General features: G+C 60.2%; 20 protein-coding genes. 8 read left to right on the plus strand and 12 right to left on the minus strand.

All coding sequences use genetic code 11. From position 1 onward, the window contains the following. The first annotated feature begins 327 nt into the window (after window positions 1-327). Both ACZRN6_RS02475 and ACZRN6_RS02480 read left to right on the plus strand, forming a co-directional pair. Window positions 328-1,515, plus strand: a complete 1,188-nt coding sequence (locus ACZRN6_RS02475; protein ID WP_464007126.1) for a cyanate transporter — start codon at window positions 328-330, stop codon at window positions 1,513-1,515. 137 nt (window positions 1,516-1,652) lie between these two features. Next, window positions 1,653-2,588, plus strand: a complete 936-nt coding sequence (locus tag ACZRN6_RS02480) for a LysR family transcriptional regulator (RefSeq protein WP_322143780.1) — start codon at window positions 1,653-1,655, stop codon at window positions 2,586-2,588. A 10-nt stretch (window positions 2,589-2,598) separates the two neighbouring features. Here ACZRN6_RS02480 and ACZRN6_RS02485 read toward each other — a convergent pair whose 3' ends face one another. Together ACZRN6_RS02485 and ACZRN6_RS02490 are read right to left on the minus strand one after the other, a co-directional pair. Continuing rightward, window positions 2,599-2,961, minus strand: a complete 363-nt coding sequence (locus ACZRN6_RS02485; protein ID WP_322143779.1) for a 5-carboxymethyl-2-hydroxymuconate Delta-isomerase — start codon at window positions 2,959-2,961, stop codon at window positions 2,599-2,601. 172 nt (window positions 2,962-3,133) lie between these two features. After that, window positions 3,134-4,069 (minus strand): LysR substrate-binding domain-containing protein, encoded by a 936-nt coding sequence (locus tag ACZRN6_RS02490; RefSeq protein WP_322143778.1) that lies wholly within the window; start codon window positions 4,067-4,069, stop codon window positions 3,134-3,136. Window positions 4,070-4,130: 61 nt separating this feature from the next. Between ACZRN6_RS02490 and ACZRN6_RS02495 the strand changes: the two genes are divergently transcribed. After that, on the plus strand, window positions 4,131-4,376 hold the full coding sequence (locus ACZRN6_RS02495) for a hypothetical protein (RefSeq protein WP_023659101.1): 246 nt from the start codon (window positions 4,131-4,133) through the stop codon (window positions 4,374-4,376). Here ACZRN6_RS02495 and ACZRN6_RS02500 read toward each other — a convergent pair. The 6 genes from ACZRN6_RS02500 to ACZRN6_RS02525 all read right to left on the minus strand — a co-directional run bounded on the left by ACZRN6_RS02500 (window position 4,331) and on the right by ACZRN6_RS02525 (window position 10,583). Beyond that, on the minus strand, window positions 4,331-5,656 hold the full coding sequence (locus ACZRN6_RS02500; protein WP_322143777.1) for an MFS transporter: 1,326 nt from the start codon (window positions 5,654-5,656) through the stop codon (window positions 4,331-4,333). The two genes, ACZRN6_RS02495 and ACZRN6_RS02500, sit on opposite strands and share 46 nt — an antisense overlap. A 59-nt stretch (window positions 5,657-5,715) precedes the next feature. Continuing rightward, complete coding sequence (locus tag ACZRN6_RS02505; RefSeq protein WP_003211904.1) at window positions 5,716-7,038, minus strand: MFS transporter; 1,323 nt, start codon at window positions 7,036-7,038, stop codon at window positions 5,716-5,718. Between the two features lie 74 nt (window positions 7,039-7,112). Beyond that, window positions 7,113-7,991, minus strand: coding sequence for an SMP-30/gluconolactonase/LRE family protein (locus tag ACZRN6_RS02510; RefSeq protein ID WP_322148635.1), 879 nt, complete (start codon window positions 7,989-7,991; stop codon window positions 7,113-7,115). A gap of 69 nt (window positions 7,992-8,060) precedes the next feature. Further along, entirely contained in the window at window positions 8,061-8,993 is a 933-nt protein-coding gene (gene kce, locus ACZRN6_RS02515; RefSeq protein ID WP_010176558.1) for a 3,5-dioxohexanoate:acetyl-CoA acetone transferase, read from the minus strand. An 82-nt stretch (window positions 8,994-9,075) separates the two neighbouring features. Beyond that, a complete protein-coding gene (locus ACZRN6_RS02520; RefSeq protein WP_010176559.1) occupies window positions 9,076-9,864 on the minus strand; it encodes an SDR family oxidoreductase in 789 nt (262 codons plus the stop codon). Beyond that, the gene (locus ACZRN6_RS02525; protein ID WP_003211913.1) at window positions 9,861-10,583 is read right to left on the minus strand and encodes a GntR family transcriptional regulator; all 723 of its coding nucleotides are present in this window, start codon (window positions 10,581-10,583) and stop codon (window positions 9,861-9,863) included. The genes ACZRN6_RS02520 and ACZRN6_RS02525 overlap by 4 nt, the downstream gene beginning before the upstream one ends. A gap of 134 nt (window positions 10,584-10,717) precedes the next feature. Between ACZRN6_RS02525 and ACZRN6_RS02530 the strand changes: the two genes are divergently transcribed. Then, entirely contained in the window at window positions 10,718-11,107 is a 390-nt protein-coding gene (locus ACZRN6_RS02530) for a VOC family protein (RefSeq protein WP_177066761.1), read from the plus strand. A 134-nt stretch (window positions 11,108-11,241) separates the two neighbouring features. On the opposite strand, the gene ACZRN6_RS02535 is transcribed toward ACZRN6_RS02530, so the two are convergent. Next, the gene (locus tag ACZRN6_RS02535; protein WP_322143776.1) at window positions 11,242-11,388 is read right to left on the minus strand and encodes a hypothetical protein; all 147 of its coding nucleotides are present in this window, start codon (window positions 11,386-11,388) and stop codon (window positions 11,242-11,244) included. 198 nt (window positions 11,389-11,586) lie between these two features. On the opposite strand from ACZRN6_RS02535, the gene tcuC reads away from it, so the two are divergent. Both tcuC and ACZRN6_RS02545 read left to right on the plus strand, forming a co-directional pair. After that, complete coding sequence (gene tcuC / locus ACZRN6_RS02540) at window positions 11,587-12,879, plus strand: MFS transporter (protein ID WP_322143775.1); 1,293 nt, start codon at window positions 11,587-11,589, stop codon at window positions 12,877-12,879. A 12-nt stretch (window positions 12,880-12,891) separates the two neighbouring features. Beyond that, window positions 12,892-13,650 carry a substrate-binding domain-containing protein gene (locus ACZRN6_RS02545; protein ID WP_464007127.1) on the plus strand — a complete coding sequence of 253 codons (759 nt, stop codon included), beginning with the start codon at window positions 12,892-12,894 and terminating at the stop codon, window positions 13,648-13,650. Here ACZRN6_RS02545 and ACZRN6_RS02550 read toward each other — a convergent pair. Beyond that, window positions 13,642-14,544, minus strand: coding sequence for a LysR family transcriptional regulator (locus ACZRN6_RS02550; RefSeq protein WP_322143773.1), 903 nt, complete (start codon window positions 14,542-14,544; stop codon window positions 13,642-13,644). The genes ACZRN6_RS02545 and ACZRN6_RS02550 overlap by 9 nt on opposite strands. After that, the gene (locus tag ACZRN6_RS02555) at window positions 14,541-14,786 is read right to left on the minus strand and encodes a hypothetical protein (protein WP_008437880.1); all 246 of its coding nucleotides are present in this window, start codon (window positions 14,784-14,786) and stop codon (window positions 14,541-14,543) included. The genes ACZRN6_RS02550 and ACZRN6_RS02555 overlap by 4 nt, the downstream gene beginning before the upstream one ends. Before the next feature lie 151 nt (window positions 14,787-14,937). Between ACZRN6_RS02555 and ACZRN6_RS02560 the strand changes: the two genes are divergently transcribed. Together ACZRN6_RS02560 and ACZRN6_RS02565 are read left to right on the plus strand one after the other, a co-directional pair. Beyond that, complete coding sequence (locus ACZRN6_RS02560) at window positions 14,938-15,783, plus strand: DUF6216 family protein (RefSeq protein WP_464007128.1); 846 nt, start codon at window positions 14,938-14,940, stop codon at window positions 15,781-15,783. Window positions 15,784-15,974: 191 nt separating this feature from the next. Further along, on the plus strand, window positions 15,975-16,826 hold the full coding sequence (locus tag ACZRN6_RS02565; protein WP_464007129.1) for an SMP-30/gluconolactonase/LRE family protein: 852 nt from the start codon (window positions 15,975-15,977) through the stop codon (window positions 16,824-16,826). Window positions 16,827-16,932: 106 nt separating this feature from the next. Here the strand turns inward: ACZRN6_RS02565 and ACZRN6_RS02570 are convergent, their stop codons facing one another. Next, entirely contained in the window at window positions 16,933-17,316 is a 384-nt protein-coding gene (locus ACZRN6_RS02570; RefSeq protein WP_322143771.1) for a DUF6124 family protein, read from the minus strand. Window positions 17,317-17,531: the final 215 nt, after the last annotated feature.

Below are 17,531 nucleotides of genomic sequence, written 5' to 3' on the forward strand. Positions count from 1 at the left end.
GGCTTGTCCCCCGCTGGGCAGCGAAGCGGCCCCAAAAAAAGCGGGAGCGCTTCGCACTCCAGCGGGGGACAAGCCCCCTCACCACAGGACAAGCCCCCTCACCACAGGAAAAGCCACCTAACCACAGGACAGCCCCCTCACCACAGGAAAAGCCACCTAACCACAGGAAAAGCCACCTAACCACAGGACAAGCCACCTAACCACAGGACAGCCCCCTCGCCGCAAAAAAACCTACCTGCATTTTTTCAATAGCCCCAACGACTTTCTCATTTGCCGCCCTCCCCCGCGCCCGGCCTAATACCGCCCTTGTCAGTTCAAGGCCTGCCCATGGAAAACGTCCGCGCAAAACCCGCTACCGCCCTTTGGCTGATGATCAGCGTGGTGCTGGTCGCCCTCAACCTGCGCCCGTCGATGGCCGCCGTCGGCCCGCTGTTATCGTCGATTCGCGCTGATGTGGCCCTGAGTTTCAGCACCGCGTCCTTGCTGACGATGTTGCCGGTCATGGCCATGGGCCTGGCGATGTTTTTTGGCATGGCCGCGGCCAAGCGGTTCGGCGAGCATCGCAGCATTGTGCTGTCGCTGCTGGTGATCGGCCTGGCCACCGTGTCGCGGTTGTTCCTGGATTCGGCGCTTGAGCTGATTTTCAGCGCCATCGCCGCAGGCGTAGGGATCGCGATGATCCAGGCGCTGATGCCCGCCTTGATCAAGTCGCGCTTCAGCGACAACGTTTCCCTGTTCATGGGCCTGTACGTCACCGCGATCATGGGCGGCGCAGCCATCGCCGCCTCGTTCTCGCCATTTATCCAGGTGCGAACCGGCAGTTGGCGCATCGGCCTGGCGATCTGGGCGGTGCTCGCCGTATTGGCGCTGGTGTTTTGGTACGCGCAGCGCTCGGTGCTGCCGCCACTGCCGCAAGCAGGCGCAGGCTCGCAGGCGTCATTCTTTGGTAACCGCCGGGCCTGGCTACTGGCGATCTTTTTTGGCCTCGGCACCGCCGCCTATACCTGCGTACTTGCCTGGCTGGCGCCGTACTACGTGGAGCTGGGCTGGAGCGAACAGAACGCCGGCCTGTTGCTGGGTTTCTTGACCGCCATGGAAGTGGTCTCCGGCCTGCTCACCCCGGCCATTGCCAACCGCCGCCGAGACAAGCGCGCCGTGGTCGCGGTGTTGTTGATGCTGATGATCGCCGGCTTCTGCGGCCTGATTCTCAGCCCGCACTACCTCAGCCTGCTGTGGCCGTGCTTGCTGGGCCTGGGCATTGGCGGGTTGTTTCCGATGAGCCTGATCCTGTCCCTCGACCATCTGGACAACCCACGCCGGGCCGGTGGCCTCACTGCCTTTGTGCAGGGCATTGGCTACTTGATCGCCGGTTTGTCGCCGCTGATCGCCGGGATGATCCGCGACCAACTGGGCAGCTTTGAATGGGCCTGGTGGTCACTGACGGCGGTCGTGGTGTTGATGCTGCTGATCGTGTTGCGCTTCGATCCCCGGCATTACGCGCGGCATATTCGCTGAGGTCGTGTTGTAAACATTATTTGTCCCACCTCAAACAGAGAAAGGTCCGACAGAGCTTTCTATTGGCACGAGCGTTCCGTTAACATTTTGTATTGTCTTGTACCGAGTTCGGTACAAAGCGCTTGCGGACGGAACGGATGCTAAACAGCAACTTGCTTAGAAAGCTCGATATGCAGGACCTGATGGTGTTTATCGCTGTTTACGATCAAAGCAGCGTCACCGAGGTCTCCGAAACTCTATTCGTCAGCCAGTCCACCGTGAGCTACAGCTTGAAGAAGCTGCGTACCAGTTTCGAAGACGAGTTGTTTATCAATACCCGGGCGGGCATGCGTCCTACGTACAAAGCCACCAGCATGTACGGCCATGTGCAGAAAATCCTCGAAAGCATCAACCTGTGTCACGCCGGCAGCCAGGCCTTCGACCCCACCCATAAGGCCGTGACCTTCAACGTCTGCGCCCCCGAATACTTCGAACAGTTGATCCTGCCGCGCCTGCTGAAAAACTTCGACCACGCCGACCTGCCGGTGATCGTCAACGTGCAGAAGCTGGAAACCGAGATCCCGGCCGACGCCTTGCGCGACGGGCGCCTGGACCTGGTGATTTGCTTCGGCCCGCACTTTCATCGCGAGCACAAGGACATCAAGAACCAGATGCTCCTGGAGGACGACCTGGTGTGTGTGTTCGACAAACACTCGGCGCCCCGCGAGCCGGCATTCAGCCTGCAATCGTTCGTCGCCCGGCGCCACGTGTTCCCCACGCCCTGGAGTTCCGACACCAACATGATCGACGGCTGGCTGGCGCGCCAGTCCCACAAGCGCCAGGTGATCGCCCGGGCCAACAGCTACAGCGCGGCACTGAAGATGATCACCGGCACCGACTTTATCGTGACCTTGCCTCGGCGGGTGCAAAAGCTGCTGGCAGACAAAACCGTGTTCGGCCATTGCGAAGCGCCGAACGGTTTACCGGGGTTTACCCTGGACATGCAGTGGAATGAACACAGTGAGCAGGACAGCGCAAACACATGGTTCAGGGAACAGATGATGAAGGTATGCGCGGATCAGGGGTTGCTGTAACCCCTTCCCATCAGCCGATGGTGACTTTGCTGTAGGAATCGCGATCCATGTCTACCAGCAAGACACTGAGCTGCACCTGCAGGTCTGCAGGCCAATCGCCCAGGTCCTGCAGCGCCGCCAACAGGCTTTCCGACAATTGCTTCTTGACCTGCGGTGAGCGCCCGCTGAGCAGCGACAGCTTCACGGCGATAAACGCGCGCGGGCTCAGGGAGGTGCCGACCTGGAACGTCTCCACCTTCAGCGCGCGGCTTTTGATGTCGAACTCGGAACCGAACTGCCCGGACGCCATCAGCACGTTGTTGAGCCGCAACAAGGTTTTCTCAACGGCCAGCTCAGTGAGGTTGGCGGTGTATTCCAGATGCAGGTGCGGCATGACAGGCTCCGAGTTGTTGTAGGAAGAGAGTCATACATATAGCACGTGGCCGGGGGTAATCAGACCGCTTTCAGTGTGAAACTTTGGTCAGTCGGCGGAGCTGGCGCTGCGGTAGTGAGCACGCAGCAAGCAACGGGATGGCCCATGGGTGGTTTTCCCTGAAGGGGTTATCTCAAGATTTTGCTACGACGACTGGCAGCATATCCCGCTCACTCATGAATGCCTCCAGCCGCGAGCGCACCCACCGTTCCGCCGGGTCGGTGTCGACATGACTGAGCCAAACCATTGACAAGTCCAGGGTCGGGGTTTCGAACGGAAACGGCTCACAGAACAGATTCCCCCCGGCGGCCATGGCGTGGGCGGTGTAGTCCGGCAGGCTGGCGATCATGTCGGTGCCGGCGAGCAATGCCGGCAACGCGCTGTATTGCGGCACCGAGAGCACCACATGGCGCTTGCGTCCAATCTCCGCCAGCCATTCGTCGGCGAACCCAGACACGTTGGCCGTGTGGGAAACCAGCACATGGGGCCGTGCGCAATATTCGTCGAGGGTCAGCGGTTTGTCCGACGCATCCGCTCGCAACAGGCAGGGGCGAATATGCCGCAATAACTTGCGCTTGGCATTCGCCGGCAGGCCACGGGTCTGGGTGATGCCCACGGTGATATCACCGGAAGCCAGCAGGTCCGGGATGCGCCAGTAATCCACATGCTGTACCACGAACACCACCATCGGCGCTTCCTGGCGCAACGCGCGCAGCAGTGGCGGCAGCAGGCCGAACTCAACGTCGTCGGACAGGCCGATGCGAAAAGTCATGGTGCTGATGGATGGGTCGAAATCGTGGGTCAGGCTCAGGGCCGATGACAATGAGTCGAGGGCCGGCGACAGGTGCTTGATGATTTCCTCGGCCCGCGCGGTCGGTTCCATGCGATGGCCGACGCGAATGAACAGCGGGTCGTTGAACAGCGTGCGCAGGCGGTTGAGGGCCGAACTGATGGTGGGTTGGCCAAGAAACAGCTTCTCGGCCACCCGTGTCACATTGCGTTCGAGCATCAAGGTTTCAAAGACCACCATCAGGTTGATGTCGGCCTTGCGTAATTCATTGCGATTCATCGGCGACCGCCCCACTGCCCTGGATAAGCCGCAGTTTAGAAACACCCGGGGGCCTGCGTCTATGCGCACACTGTTCAACACGGGCCTTTGGGACTATAAAGCAGCTTCCAAGGCTTGCGAGAACACCATTGTGCTGGTCATTTCTGCCTTGAGCGTCCTGGTTGCCGGGATTTTGCTCTGGGCCATCAAATTCATCGCTCACCCCACCGCCAGGACACTGTTGCGGGTATTTGTCGGCTTATGCCTGGCGGCAGTCGTGGCTTATCTGGTGCTGGCTTCCGGGTTTCCCACCTCATTGCTGGTGTGATCAGGCTCCTGCCCCTGGCGCAAACGCAAGGCGGCCAACGCGGCCACCACCAGCACCAGCGCGATCACTTTCAAGCCGTTCATGGCATTGCCAGTGCTCATCTCGATCGCGCCCATCACCGATGGCCCGACAAACCCGCCGAGCAACCCGCAGGCATTGACGAAGCCCAGCCCGCCCGCCAGCGCCACGCCTTTGAGGCGCGAAGCCGGGTAGAGAAAGATGATCGACTGCACCACGAAGAACATCACCGCCGACACACAAAAGCCCAGCAGGCTGAACACCGGCCCGGACACCGAGGCAATGCCCAGCCCCAATGCCATGGTCAGCAAGCCGGTAATCAACAAGCGCCGGGCACGGGTGGGTGTGGTCGCAAAACGCGGCAGCAACACCGCGCCTGCCGCTGCGGCGATCCACGGTAATGAGGTCAGCAAGCCGACGCTCATGGTGCTCAATTCACCGTATTTGCTGATGATGCTCGGCAGGAAAAAGATCACCGTGTAAATGGTGATCTGATGGCAAAAATACACAAAGATCGCCAGCAGGATTTGCGGCGTCAGCCAGTTTTTCAGGGAATGCCCGCCCTCGCCTGCGCCCTCTTCGGTTTCCATCGCGATGCGCTGTTCAATCCCCCGCGCTTCCTCGGCCGAGAGCCATGGCGCCTTGCTCGGGCGGTCCGGCAACTTGCGCCACACCACCCAGGCAAACGCGACCGCCGGCAGGCCTTCAAGCAGGAACATCCACTGCCAGCCGTGCCAGCCGAGGATTCCGTCCATGCGCATCAACGCCGCGCCCACCGGGCCGCCGATGATGTTGGCAAAACAAACGCCCAGCAGAAAATACCCGGTGGCCCGCGCCCGTTGCTCGCGGTTGAACCAGTAGGTGAGGTACAGCATCACCCCGGGAAACAGACCGGCTTCGGCAATGCCCAACAGCAGGCGCAGGACATAGAACGAGGTTTCGCCCTGGACGAACGCCATGGCCGCCGAGATCAGGCCCCAGGTCACCATGATCCGCGCAATCCAGAACCGCGCGCCGACCTTGTGCATGATCAGGTTGCTGGGGATTTCCGACAGCGCATAGGTCAGGAAAAACAACCCCGCACCCAAGCCATAGGCCGCGGCTGAAATCCCCAGGTCCACGTCCAGATGATGCTTGGCCAGGGCAATGTTGGTGCGGTCCAGGAAACTCAGCACGTAGGCGATGATCAACAAGGGCATCAACTTGACGAACATCAGTTTGTTCAACTCCCGTGGCTCACGGGCGGTGTTGGCAGTCTTCATCGGGCAATTCCTCTTGGCGCCCCGCCAGCACCACGGCTGGGGAGCGCATCGGTGTTGTTCTAGGGTTCGAGTTGCGCAACCAGGGCTGGCGGGCGATGGGAAAACAGTTGCAGCAGCGCCCCGCCCAGGGCACAGCCGGCCATCACGAAGAAGCACACAGTGTAGCCGTGCAACGTGGTCCAGCCGCCACCCATGGCAATCAGGCTGCCCATCAGCACCGGCGCCAGGCCACCGCCGATAAACATCGCGGTGGTAATGATGCCGTTGGCGGTGGAGGTCGCCGACGGCTCGGCCGAGTCGCAGGCCACCGCGTAGTAGATCGGCCACACCGCGTTGGCCACCAGGCCGAACAGCAGTTGCACGACGATGATCAGGGTCAGGGTGTTGGCGAAGTAAAACGCACCGACACTGGCAGCCATCCACACCCCGCAGATGATCAGGGTGACGCGCCGGCCAATGATGTCCGACAGCGACGGCCACACCAGTTGCCCGAGAATCCCGGTGAGGGTGAACACCACGCTCATCCCCGCCGACTCGGCCAGGGACAGCCCGGCGATGTTGTACAGGTACGCCGGCAGCACGATGTTGACGCCCATGTACACGACTTGGGTCAGCATCGTGTTACCCGCCGTGAGCGCGATATTGCGGTTGCGCAAGGTGGCGATAAAGGTACGCCAGGCGTGGCCCTTCACTTGGCTGGCGGGGGCGTTGTCCGGCGGGGTCATGCCTTTGGCGGCGATGTCGACGTACAGCGCGGTGATGCGTTCGGCGGTGGAATAACGCGCCCAGAAAATCATCAACGGCAAGGCCACCACAAACGCGAAGAAGAACACGTAGCGCCAGTTGTCTTCACCAAAGGTGCTGATGACAAAACTGGCGACGATGCCACTGAGCATGGCGCCAATCGGGTAACCGGTGTGGTGCGCGCCGAGCGCAAAACCACGCCGTTCCACCGGCCACCATTCGGCGGTGTTGCTCACGCCCACCGGCTCGCCCCAGCCTGCGCCGAGGTTGACGCCGACCCGCAGCGCAATAAAGGTTGCGAGGTTGCCGCTCAGGGCCTTGAACCCGGAGAGAAACGAGATCGCCGTGTAGCCCAGCACCAGCGGCACCTGGAACCGCGCGCGTTTCCAGCCACCGCCGTAGCGGTCGCTCCACATCGATCCGGGAATATCCAGCAGGGCCAGGGCGAGCATGATCACCGTGGCCATGGTGCCCCACTGATCGGCCGACAAATCAAAATGCTTGGAGATGGTCGGCCCCAGGCGCAGCACGATCTCACGGTCGTAGGCGTTGAGGATCCAGATCATCCAGCACACCAGCAGCGACACCCAGGAGTGCCGGTGAATGCTGCGCAGCGAGGCTTTTTTTAAGGTTGCCATGGGTTTCTCCAGGCGCGCGAGGGCGCGCACTGACACAAGGTTGCGGAAGGAATAGGCCTTGTTGAAAAAACGCGCTAGCTGGCGAACCGTCGCTCGGCTATTCCTTGCACGCCCAGCCCGGTGATCGCAAAAAGCGCCCCGCGCTGCTGACCGTCGGCCGGGAAACGCGGCAACGGCGGCTTGGCCATGGAGGTGACGAACAGGGTGTCCAGGTTCGGCCCGCCGAAGGTCAGGCTGGTGACCTTTTTCACTGGCATCTGGATGACCCGGTCGACCTGGCCGTCGGGGGTGTAGCGCACCAGTTTCCCGGCGTAGACCAACGCCTGCCACAGGCAGCCCTCGGCATCCACGGTGCAGCCGTCGGCAGCGCCACCGCCGCCAGTGTCGACCTTGGCGAAGGTGCGTCGATTGCTCACCGCACCGCTGGCCTGGTCGTAGTCATAGGCCCAGATCTCGCCGGACCAGGTGTCGCAGAAGTAGAACGTGTCACCCGACGGGCTCCAGCACGGGCCGTTGGACACGATGATGCCTTCGTCCAGGGTGTGCAGGCTCAGGTCCGCGTCCAGGCGGTAGAGTTTGGCGCTGGCGCTGTCTTCGAGGGTGTCCATGGAGCCGAAGACAAAGCGGCCCTGGCGGTCGACCTTGCCGTCGTTGAGGCGGTTGTTGGGCAGTGCGGGTTCCGGGTCGATCACCAGGGCCAGTTCGCCGCTGTTGAGGTCCAGAATATGCACGCCGTTTTGCAGGGCGACGATGGCTTGCTCGCCACTATGGCGCAGGGCCATGGAGCCGATTTTCTGCCCCACGTCCCAGGCACGCAGCTCGCGGCCATCATCGGTGCAGCGCAGGATCCGGCCGTCGGCGCTGTCGATCCAGTACAGCCGTTGTTGCAGGGCATCCCACACCGGGCCTTCACCCAGTGTGGTCTTTACGTCGACAAGCACTTCGATACGCATGGCGTTATCCCCTTTTTTGTTGTTGTGCGGGATGGGCATGGCCGCGCCGTGACGCGGCCGGTTTATCACTTAGAAGTTGACCTGGTCGCGGCCCTTGAGCCCGAGGATTTCCCGCGCTTCATCCGGCGTGGCGACCCGGTGGCCAAGGGCTTCGATCACCGTGCGAATGCGCCGTACCTGGTCGGCGTTGGACGCGGCCAGTTTGCCCGGGCCATCCCACAGCGAATCTTCCAGGCCGACCCGGGCGTTGCTGCCCATGGACAGGCCCATGGTGGCCAGCGGGATCTGCCCACGGCCGGCGCCGAGGATTGACCACACGTAGTCGTCACCGAACAGGCGGTCGGCGGTGCGGCGCATGTGGGCCAGGTCTTCCGGGTGGCCGCCGATGCCGCCGCGCAAACCGAATACCGACTGGATGAACAGCGGTGGCTTGAGCAGGCCGCGTTCCAGGAAGTGGGCGGCGGTGTACAGGTGGCCGATGTCGTAGCACTCGATTTCGAAGCGTGTGCGGTTCTCGGCGCAGGAATTGAGGATGTGGGTAATATCGCGGAAGGTGTTGCGAAAGATCCGGTCGTCACTTTCTTCCAGGTATGGACGCTCCCAGTCGTGCTTGAACTCGGTGAAGCGGTTGAGCATTTCGTACAGGCCGAAGTTCATCGAGCCCATGTTCAGCGAGGCCAGCTCCGGCTTGAACTGCATCACCGGTTGCAGGCGTTCTTCCACGCCCATGGTCGGTGCGCCGCCGGTGGTGATGTTGATCACCACGTCGCTGGCGGCCTTGATCTGCGGCAAAAATTCGGCAAACAGCGCAGGGTCCTGGCTGGGACGGCCATCGATCGGATCACGGGCATGCAGGTGGACAATCGCGGCGCCGGCTTCGGCGGCTCCGATGGCAGCGTCGGCAATTTCCTGCGCGGTGATCGGCAAATGCGGCGACATCGACGGCGTATGGATCGCACCGGTGACGGCGCAGGTGATGATGACAGGACGATTTTTGGACATGACGATTCTCCGACTTTTATTCTTATGAAAAAAATCCCGGGTGTGGCTTGTGTGTTCTTCCTTGGCGACTTGCTAACGAGGCCTACAGGTACTCGACGTTACCGTCGACACTGATCGCTTGGCCGGTGACATTGCGGGCGGCAGGCGAGCAGAGAAACAAGGCCATGGCCGCGACGTCTTCGGCGGTGACCATGCGCTTGAGGGAGATCTTGTTGAGGTATTCCTGGCGCATCTCGGCTTCCGGCACGCCGACCTGTTCGGCACGGGCGCGGATCACCCCGTCCATGCGCGGGCCTTCAACGATGCCGGGCAGCAAGGCGTTGACGCGGATGTCGCTTTCGCCCAGCTCCGAGGCCAGGGATTTCATCAAGCCGACGATCGCCCATTTGGTCGCGGCATACGGCGTGCGCCAGGCGTAGCCGAGGCGCCCTGCCACCGAGGCGATATGCAGCAGATGGCCGTGGGACGATTCCTTGAGCATCGGCACCGCGTGGTGGGCAAAGCGGTACTGCGCCGTCAGGTTGATGTTGATCGTGGCTTGCCACTCGGCATCGCTGATGGCGTCAATGCCGCCCGTGGGCCCGGCAATCCCGGCGTTGTTGACCAGCACATCCAGCCCGCCGAACTGCTCACGCTGCACCTGGAACACCGCCTCGATCTGCGCGGCATCACTCACGTCGGCACGGGTAGCGACCGTGCCCGGGTACTTGTCGCGAAACGCCGCCAGGGCCGGTTCGCTGACATCACACACATGCACCTTGGCGCCCGCCTCAAGATAAGCCGCCGCCAACACTTCACCGATGCCGGCAGCCCCGCCGGAAATCAACACACGTAACCCAGGATAGGGCTGCAGCCGCTGTAGGACACTCATGCACGTTTACCTCCTGAAACAGACGACCGCGAACGGTCGTTCTTGACGAGCAGGCGCGCCAGGGAATCGGCGGCCTGCATGATGTCATCGGTCACGGCAGCGCGGGCACCGGCGCCATCGCGGGCGGCCAGGGCTTCGACGATGCGCGTATGCGCCTCCATCGAACGCTGCAAGTGAGCTTTATCGGGAGCGACCAGGGCAAAACACGGGCCCATGTGCAGCCAGAAGTTTTCCACGGCAGCCATGGTCAATTCGGCCTGGGCGACGGCATAGATGCGTCGGTGAAAGGCGAAGTTAGTCCACAGGTAGCGGGAAACGTCGACTTCGTCGGCGGCCTGTTGCATCTGTTGGCAGAGGTCGGAGATTTCGTCGAGGTCGGCTTTTTCCAGGAGCAGCACGGCCTTTTCCGCCAGCAAACCTTCCAGGGCGACCCGCGCATCGCGAATCTCGCGCAGGCGTTCGACCGTCATCATGCGGACCCGCAGACGGGAAGTTTCGGTGACTTCAAAGGCGTTTTCGGCGCTGAGGCGCTGGAGGGCTTCGCGCACCGGCATGGGGCTGGAGCCGAGGGCTTCGGCGAGGCCGCGGATGGTGAGTTTCTGGCCGGGCTGGAAACGACCACTCATCAAGGCTTCGCGGATCTGGCGATAGACCTGGTCTTGCAAGGTATCGCGGGACACCTGGCGCAAGGTGGGAAGGAGAAGCGGGCCATCTGTCATGAGTCAAAACCTGTGTTGTCGTTCTTATGCCTCCAATATGTGATCACAAATCAAATATGTCAAATAGTTTCCCGTTGACGGTATGCACGACGCTGACTCTAATGAGCCCTTTCTCCAGCAAGGACCGCTGAACCATGAAATTTGCCTACACCATCGTCTACGTCCCGGACGTCGCTGCATCCCTGCAATTCTTCGAAAAAGCCTTCGGCTTCAGTCGCCGTTTCCTGCATGAATCGGGGACCTATGGCGAGTTGGATACCGGTGATACCACCCTCTCTTTTGCAGCGCATGAGTTGGGCGAGATGAACTTCAAGGGCGGGCATGTGGAGGCGCATGCTTCACAGCAACCGCTGGGGATGGAGTTGGGGTTTGTTACCGAGGATGTGTCAAAGGCTCATGCCAGAGCGCTGGCCGAGGGTGCGACAGAACTTGCTGCGCCGAGCACCAAGCCTTGGGGGCAGGTGGTGTCGTATGTGCGGTGCCCGGATGGGACGCTGGTGGAGTTGTGTACGCCGATTCAGTGAATCGTACTGTGGCGAGGGAGCTTGCTCCCGCTGGAGTGCGAAGCGCTCCCAAAAATCTTGGGGCCGCTTCGCAGCCCAGCGGGAGCAAGCTCCCTCGCCACAGCAAGCTCCCTCGCCACAATGAAATGCCTGCATCAAGGCCTGAGCGGGCGCTCCTGATCGCGCTCGGACAGCTCCGTGCCATCGTCCGGATGCTTCCAGGTTTGCGGTTTTTCTTCCTCGCGAAGCTTCCTGGCGCGCTCCTGCTCCAACTCCTCGCGTTGCTTGTGTTCGTTGCTCATACCCACCTCCCCTCCGTAAGAATTGGACACACTGGGGAAGCATAGATGAGGGAGGGGTTTTGTGCAGATCAGCCAATTGATAATCAAGACGCATCAATGCATGTAAACAACTCACTTATCATTTCTAAATGTGTCAGCCACTATCCGCGGTCTTAAGCGAAACAAGCACTTTAAAAAGAACGCTGGAGACACAAAAAAATGCAAAACCCTTCACGGCCTGACTCTGCCCGCTCCAAAGTCGGCGCGGTCTTTCGCGTCACCTCCGGCAACTTTCTCGAACAGTTCGACTTCTTTCTGTTCGGCTTCTATGCCACCTATATCGCTGCCGCATTCTTCCCTGCTGCCAATGAATTTGCGTCATTAATGATGACCTTCGCCGTGTTCGGCGCGGGCTTTTTGATGCGTCCGCTGGGGGCTATCATCCTCGGCGCGTACATCGATGATGTGGGCCGTCGCAAAGGCTTGATCGTGACCCTGGCGATCATGGCCAGTGGCACCCTGCTGATCGTGCTGGTGCCGGGCTATCACACCATTGGTTTGTGGGCACCGCTGCTGGTGCTGATGGGCCGTTTGTTGCAAGGCTTCTCGGCCGGCGCAGAGCTGGGCGGTGTGTCGGTGTACCTGGCCGAAATGGCCACCCCGGGCCGCAAGGGTTTCTACACCAGCTGGCAATCGGGCAGCCAGCAGATCTCCATTGTGGTCGCGGCCGCCCTCGGTTATGGCCTGAACCAGTGGATGGAACCGGCCGTGGTTGCCGATTGGGGCTGGCGCATTCCGTTCGCCATCGGCTGCGTAATCATCCCGTTCATCTTCATTCTGCGGCGTAACCTGCAGGAAACCGAAGAGTTCGCCAACCGCAAGCACCGCCCGACCATGCGCGAAGTGCTGGCCACCCTGGTGAAGAACTGGACCGTGGTCATCGGCGGCATGATGATGGTGGCGATGACCACCACCGCGTTCTACCTGATCACCGTGTACGCACCGACCTTCGGCAAAACCGTACTCAACCTGACCACCTCCGACGCCCTGCTGGTGACCTTGCTGGTGGCCGTGTCGAACTTCATCTGGCTGCCCATCGGCGGCACCCTCAGTGACCGTTTTGGCCGCAAGCCCGTGCTGATCGCCATGACCGTTCTGACCGTGCTCACCGCCTACCCGGCGCTTTCCTACGTGGTCAATGCACCAAGCTTCGGGCACATGCTGGAAACCCTGCTGTGGTTCTCCTTCCTCTATGGCATGTACAACGGCGCCATGATCCCGGCCCTGACCGAAATCATGCCGGTGGAAGTACGCGTGGCAGGCTTCTCCCTGGCCTACAGCCTGGCGACCGCGATCTTCGGTGGTTTTACCCCGGCGATTTCCACCTGGTTTATCCACGAGACGGGCGACAAGGCTTCGCCGGCCTACTGGCTGATGTTTGCCGCGCTGTGCGCCCTGTGCGCAACATTTGCGTTGTATCGCCGCGCCAGTGGCCGTGTGCAAGTCGCCTGAGGAGTCACGCTGATGAACCCACTGTTGAAAACACTGGCGGCGATGGCGATGGGTTTTCTAGCGATGGTCGCCCACGCTGAAGAGCTCAAGGTCATGACGTCCGGCGGTTTCACCGCGGCCTACAAGGTGCTGGGTGCGCAATACGCCGCCCAGAGCGGCGATACCCTCGACACCATCCTCGGCCCCTCCATGGGCAAGGCGCCGGAAGCGATTCCCAACCGCCTTGCCCGTGGCGAACACGCCGACGTGGTGATCATGGTCGGCTACGCCCTGGACGAGCTGATCAAACAAGGCAAGGTCGACAAGGCGTCCCGCGTTGAACTGGCGGACTCGCGCATCGGCCTGGTGGTCAAGGAAGGCGCGGCCAAACCTTCTATCGCCACCGATGCCGACCTGAAGGCGGTACTGACCAAGGCCAAATCCGTGGCGTATTCAGACAGCGCCAGCGGCGTCTACGTCGAAAAGGAACTGTTCAAGAAGCTCGGCATGCCGTCCAGGGGCACCATGATCGAACGCATCCCGGTGGCCTCGCAGGTGGCCAAGGGTGACTACGAAGTGGGCTTACAGCAGGTCTCTGAATTGCTGCCGATTCCGGGCGTGAACTACGTCGGAAAGATCCCTGAAGACGTGCAGTCCGTCACCCGTTTTGCCGCCGGCATTCCGGTAAACGCAGAACACCCGGCGCAGGCGAAAAAGCTCCTGCAATTCCTCGCCTCCCCCCAGGCGCAACCGGCGGTGCAAGCCACCGGCCTGGATTCGGTCTCACACTGACCGGAACGGCATCTCACGCGTCAACCGCTCCAACTCCAGTGCCGCCGGCGTCAACGTACGCCCGCGGCGCTTGATCAACCCCACGTTGCGCACCACTTCCGGCTCCACCAACGGCACACTCATCAGAATCGGGTGCTTGCCGCCCGGCATCGCAATCGACGGCACCATCGCCACCCCGAGCCCCGCCTCCACCAGCCCGATCATCGTGGTCACGTGATGGGTTTCACAGATGCTTTGCTTCTTAACCCGCACCCCGCGCAGGGCCTGATCGAGCAAAAAGCGATTGCCCGAGGTCTTGTCCACGGTGATGTAGTCGTGCTCGTACGCCTCGGCCCACGTCACACTGGCCCGGTCTGCCAGCGGGTGCTCACGGCGACAGGCCAGCACATAACGCTCTTGCAACAACAGCTCGAACTCCACGCCGTCTGCCAGGCTGCCGCTGAAGCTCACGCCAAAATCTGCCTCGCCACTTTCCACCGCCGCACACACCTCGCCCGCACTCGCGTCCAACACCCGCAAACGAATCTTCGGATAGAGCTTGTGGAATTCGGAGATCACGTGAGGCATGAAGTAGTACGCCGTAGACGGCACACAGGCGATGGTGACGTTGCCCATGCGGGTGGAGGCCACATTGCTGATGCCCATCAGGGCGATGTCCAGGTCATCGAGCATGCGCTCGACTTGCGGCAGGAACGCGCGGCCGACCATGGTCAGGCTGACCCGGCGCGTGGTGCGCTCGAAGAGTTTGACGTCGAGGGCGGATTCGAGCTTTTCGATACGCCGGCTGAGGGCCGGCTGGGAGATACGAATGGCTTCGGCCGCCGCACGGAAACTGCCCTTGTCTACGACGGCGCGGAAGGCTTGAAGGTCGTTGAGATCGAAGTTGATGATCATCGAGTGGGCCGTTGGGTAGTCGCGGGGGAAAAACGCTCAGATGCAAAAAACCCAGCAACAGGCTGGGTTTTTCCGGTATCTGCCGTATACAAAAATCCTGCCTCTGCTAACAGCTCAGTGAGCTGGGCTTGATCATAGGTCTCGGGTATTAGGGCGTCAATTGTCGCAAAACTGGCATCAAGCTTCACACGCTCGCTGGCACCGTCAAAACCCTTGATCAGCAGGTCTACGTGAATCTGCACACCGTATAAGCGTTTCAGTTCAATGACCTCTTGATGCTGTCCGGCTTCCTACGTGCAAGTCAGCTTCTTCCTGTTTTTCCTGAAGCAAAGACACCTCTGCCCAGTTTGCCTAGAATCGCGCGTTCGACTCGTTATGACTAAGGATTAAGCCATGACCGCCCCAATCTCCAAAAGCACACCGCTGACTTGGTATGTTGAAAATTTCCCTGCACTCAGCGGCATCGTTACTCTACTCGCCGTTGTGTGGCTGCTTTGTTTCATCTACCGACGCTCCGGCTCTCTGTTGTTTCTGCGCGACTGGATTTGGCGTTTTTTTGGTGGGCAGCCGCACTTCGAAACCGAACGTTTCGAACGCATGCGCAAGGACCTCCGTGAGCTGGAGTACTACCGCTATGAGTTCAACATTCCTGCAAACACCTTGCAGGATGCAGACTCGGCTGAAGAGTGGATGTACAACAATGGATTCACCCCACGCGATTTCGGTCGAGTGAAGCGCTACATTGACTGGAGCGACTTCACTGCCTTGAGCTTCATCACCAGAAGGTTCGCGCAGTGGAGGACCAATTGCTGTTTCTTGTTGGCCATCGTGCTGCTGGCAGGCGTAGCGATCACTCCACCTTTGATTGAATCCGGGTATTTGATGGTGTCACTGAAAAACTCGCCGGAGTCGCCATCATTCTACCTCTCCGAAGAAAACGTGAAGTTCGGGATATGGTCCGACGCAAGGCTCACTGTTGAGCAATGTCGGTCATCAGGGTCTCTGCAAGCCTTCATCCTTCCCGGTCTGCCAGAAGAAAAGCTCGACGTCATCTGCTCATTTTTTATCGATAAAAACTACAGTAAATACGTGCGCGACGGTTTGAGCGAACAGCGCGGGCTCCTGCTGTGGTTCGCCTTGCTCTCGATGGGCGGGATGATCTGGCTGGTTATCCTTATCGCGCGAATGGAAGTCGCCCGTAAGCTATACCGCCAGTGGCTTGCCAGAGGGATCAGGTGATTCCCAGAGACGTTTCAGGTGGGCACGATATGCAGCCCTCTTGCAGGTGACCACGACAATTAATTTATATTCAGATCTTTTCTATTCACGACTACCTACCGGCAGCGCACTCAATGGATAACACAATAAAAAGGACTTCCAACCCAGCGCCTCTCTATCGCGCGCTTCTTCTGGGTCTGTGGCTACTGGGGTTGCTCTGCCTTGCCACCCTGGGCTTCTTCGCCTGGCAAAGTTTCTATCCGGTCAGCGCTGCCAATAACTGGAGTGTGCAAGTGATCCACCGCAATGTGGAAAAGGCCGCATCACTGATGCCGATGCTCGACGGTTCGCTGATGGTAAGCCAGGAATTGAGCAACGGGCTTGGCAGTATCGTGCGTATTTTGCCCGACGGAAAACGCGAACTGGTTGTAGGAAATCTATCCAAGCCGGATGGAATGGTCGCCACTCAGGGCGGTTGGGTGTTCAGCCAGGAAGTGGATGGCGCGCCGGTCAGTTTCCTCAAGGACGGCGTCGTTACCGAGCTGTTCAAGGGCGACAGCGTGCAAGGGCTGTGGGACGACGGCGAGTTCCTCTACGCCATCGAAGACCGCAAGGTCGGTGCCCGGATCCTGCGCTATCGCTGGAGTGATAAAACACTGGGCGTAGTACGTGACCAACTCAGCGAAGGCGAGTCGATCGTTCGCTGCACCGATGGGCGCATGCTCTACACGGAAAAGAAGAAGGGCGTGGTCCGCGAATTGACCGAGGACGGTAGCGATCCAGTGGTACTGAGCCAATTGAATAAACCCACCTTTCTGATGTGCGATGAACGCGGGTTATGGATCAACGAGGATTCCACACACCGTGCACGTTTGTTGCTGATCGACAGGCAGGGGCGCCAGCAGACGATTCTGTCTTTCCTGAAGGCGCCACAGTCGATTGTGCGTACGACGAAGGGAACATATCTGGTGGCCGAAGGGGGTCGTGACCGTATCCTGGAATTGGTGCCATCCCTGGCACTGGAAAAACGCGTTGCAGCTGAAACCGCGCCACCGCCTCATTGAGCGACATCGCCAACCGCGCCAGCTCATGGCGCCAGTGAAGTTGGCAGATATACATCTTCCAAAAAAAAGCCCGCTGGCTTTTAGCTACAGCGGGCTTTGCAGGCGATCACAGGTTGCAGGGTTGGTCAGCTGAAAATTGGCGGTCGAGAACCGAGTCTACCAACGCCTGAGCATTCTCGATCAACTGGGCCAGCCCCATGGTCAATCGGTAGTGAATGCTGTCTTGACCATCGGCGCAGCGGTAGGCTGTTTCCAACGCTGACGACAGGATTTCGGTGGCGTTGGCCAGTGCTTCTTCTGTGCCTACATCCGCACCCACGCGGAAGATTTTGCGTGGTGGGCGCTCGTCGGTTTCAGCCGACTCGGGCGCTGGTTTACTCAGGTAATAATCGAGCGCTCTTTGCGCCGCGTCGGACATTTTTCCGTCAGTGAGCTTGTTGTGCGCGCGAGCGCCGAAGGAATCAGGGGGATTGGGGGTGATTTTTTTCATGGTGTAGCTCCTGTATGTAATAGGAGCTGCCATTCCCCTGCTGTCAAACAGGATTGGGTGGCAGCTGTACGCGGGTTGACAGACCGGTATACAGGACCCGGCGCACCCGAAGATGCCCCACGTACAGCCGCCATAGAACGACGTCACAGCTAGAACAGCCTGTAAGCATATGGTGGTTGTACACCTGTAAATCGGCCTGTCAAAACCGGTCGCCA

Source organism: Pseudomonas sp. A125 (assembly GCF_055409485.1).

Bases quoted from the DNA above. Each gene is read 5' to 3' on its own strand.
- ACZRN6_RS02500 (WP_322143777.1), bottom strand. From the start codon at position 5,656: ATGAAGACTGCCAACACCGCCCGTGAGCCACGGGAGTTGAACAAACTG.
- ACZRN6_RS02480 (WP_322143780.1), top strand. From the start codon at position 1,653: ATGCTAAACAGCAACTTGCTTAGAAAGCTCGATATGCAGGACCTGATG.
- ACZRN6_RS02520 (WP_010176559.1), bottom strand. From the start codon at position 9,864: ATGAGTGTCCTACAGCGGCTGCAGCCCTATCCTGGGTTACGTGTGTTG.
- ACZRN6_RS02570 (WP_322143771.1), bottom strand. From the start codon at position 17,316: ATGAAAAAAATCACCCCCAATCCCCCTGATTCCTTCGGCGCTCGCGCG.
- ACZRN6_RS02560 (WP_464007128.1), top strand. From the start codon at position 14,938: ATGACCGCCCCAATCTCCAAAAGCACACCGCTGACTTGGTATGTTGAA.
- ACZRN6_RS02510 (WP_322148635.1), bottom strand. From the start codon at position 7,991: ATGCGTATCGAAGTGCTTGTCGACGTAAAGACCACACTGGGTGAAGGC.
- ACZRN6_RS02550 (WP_322143773.1), bottom strand. From the start codon at position 14,544: ATGATCATCAACTTCGATCTCAACGACCTTCAAGCCTTCCGCGCCGTC.
- ACZRN6_RS02485 (WP_322143779.1), bottom strand. From the start codon at position 2,961: ATGCCGCACCTGCATCTGGAATACACCGCCAACCTCACTGAGCTGGCC.
- kce (WP_010176558.1), bottom strand. From the start codon at position 8,993: ATGTCCAAAAATCGTCCTGTCATCATCACCTGCGCCGTCACCGGTGCG.
- ACZRN6_RS02545 (WP_464007127.1), top strand. From the start codon at position 12,892: ATGAACCCACTGTTGAAAACACTGGCGGCGATGGCGATGGGTTTTCTA.
- ACZRN6_RS02490 (WP_322143778.1), bottom strand. From the start codon at position 4,069: ATGAATCGCAATGAATTACGCAAGGCCGACATCAACCTGATGGTGGTC.
- ACZRN6_RS02475 (WP_464007126.1), top strand. From the start codon at position 328: ATGGAAAACGTCCGCGCAAAACCCGCTACCGCCCTTTGGCTGATGATC.
- ACZRN6_RS02495 (WP_023659101.1), top strand. From the start codon at position 4,131: ATGCGCACACTGTTCAACACGGGCCTTTGGGACTATAAAGCAGCTTCC.
- ACZRN6_RS02535 (WP_322143776.1), bottom strand. From the start codon at position 11,388: ATGAGCAACGAACACAAGCAACGCGAGGAGTTGGAGCAGGAGCGCGCC.
- ACZRN6_RS02530 (WP_177066761.1), top strand. From the start codon at position 10,718: ATGAAATTTGCCTACACCATCGTCTACGTCCCGGACGTCGCTGCATCC.
- tcuC (WP_322143775.1), top strand. From the start codon at position 11,587: ATGCAAAACCCTTCACGGCCTGACTCTGCCCGCTCCAAAGTCGGCGCG.
- ACZRN6_RS02525 (WP_003211913.1), bottom strand. From the start codon at position 10,583: ATGACAGATGGCCCGCTTCTCCTTCCCACCTTGCGCCAGGTGTCCCGC.
- ACZRN6_RS02505 (WP_003211904.1), bottom strand. From the start codon at position 7,038: ATGGCAACCTTAAAAAAAGCCTCGCTGCGCAGCATTCACCGGCACTCC.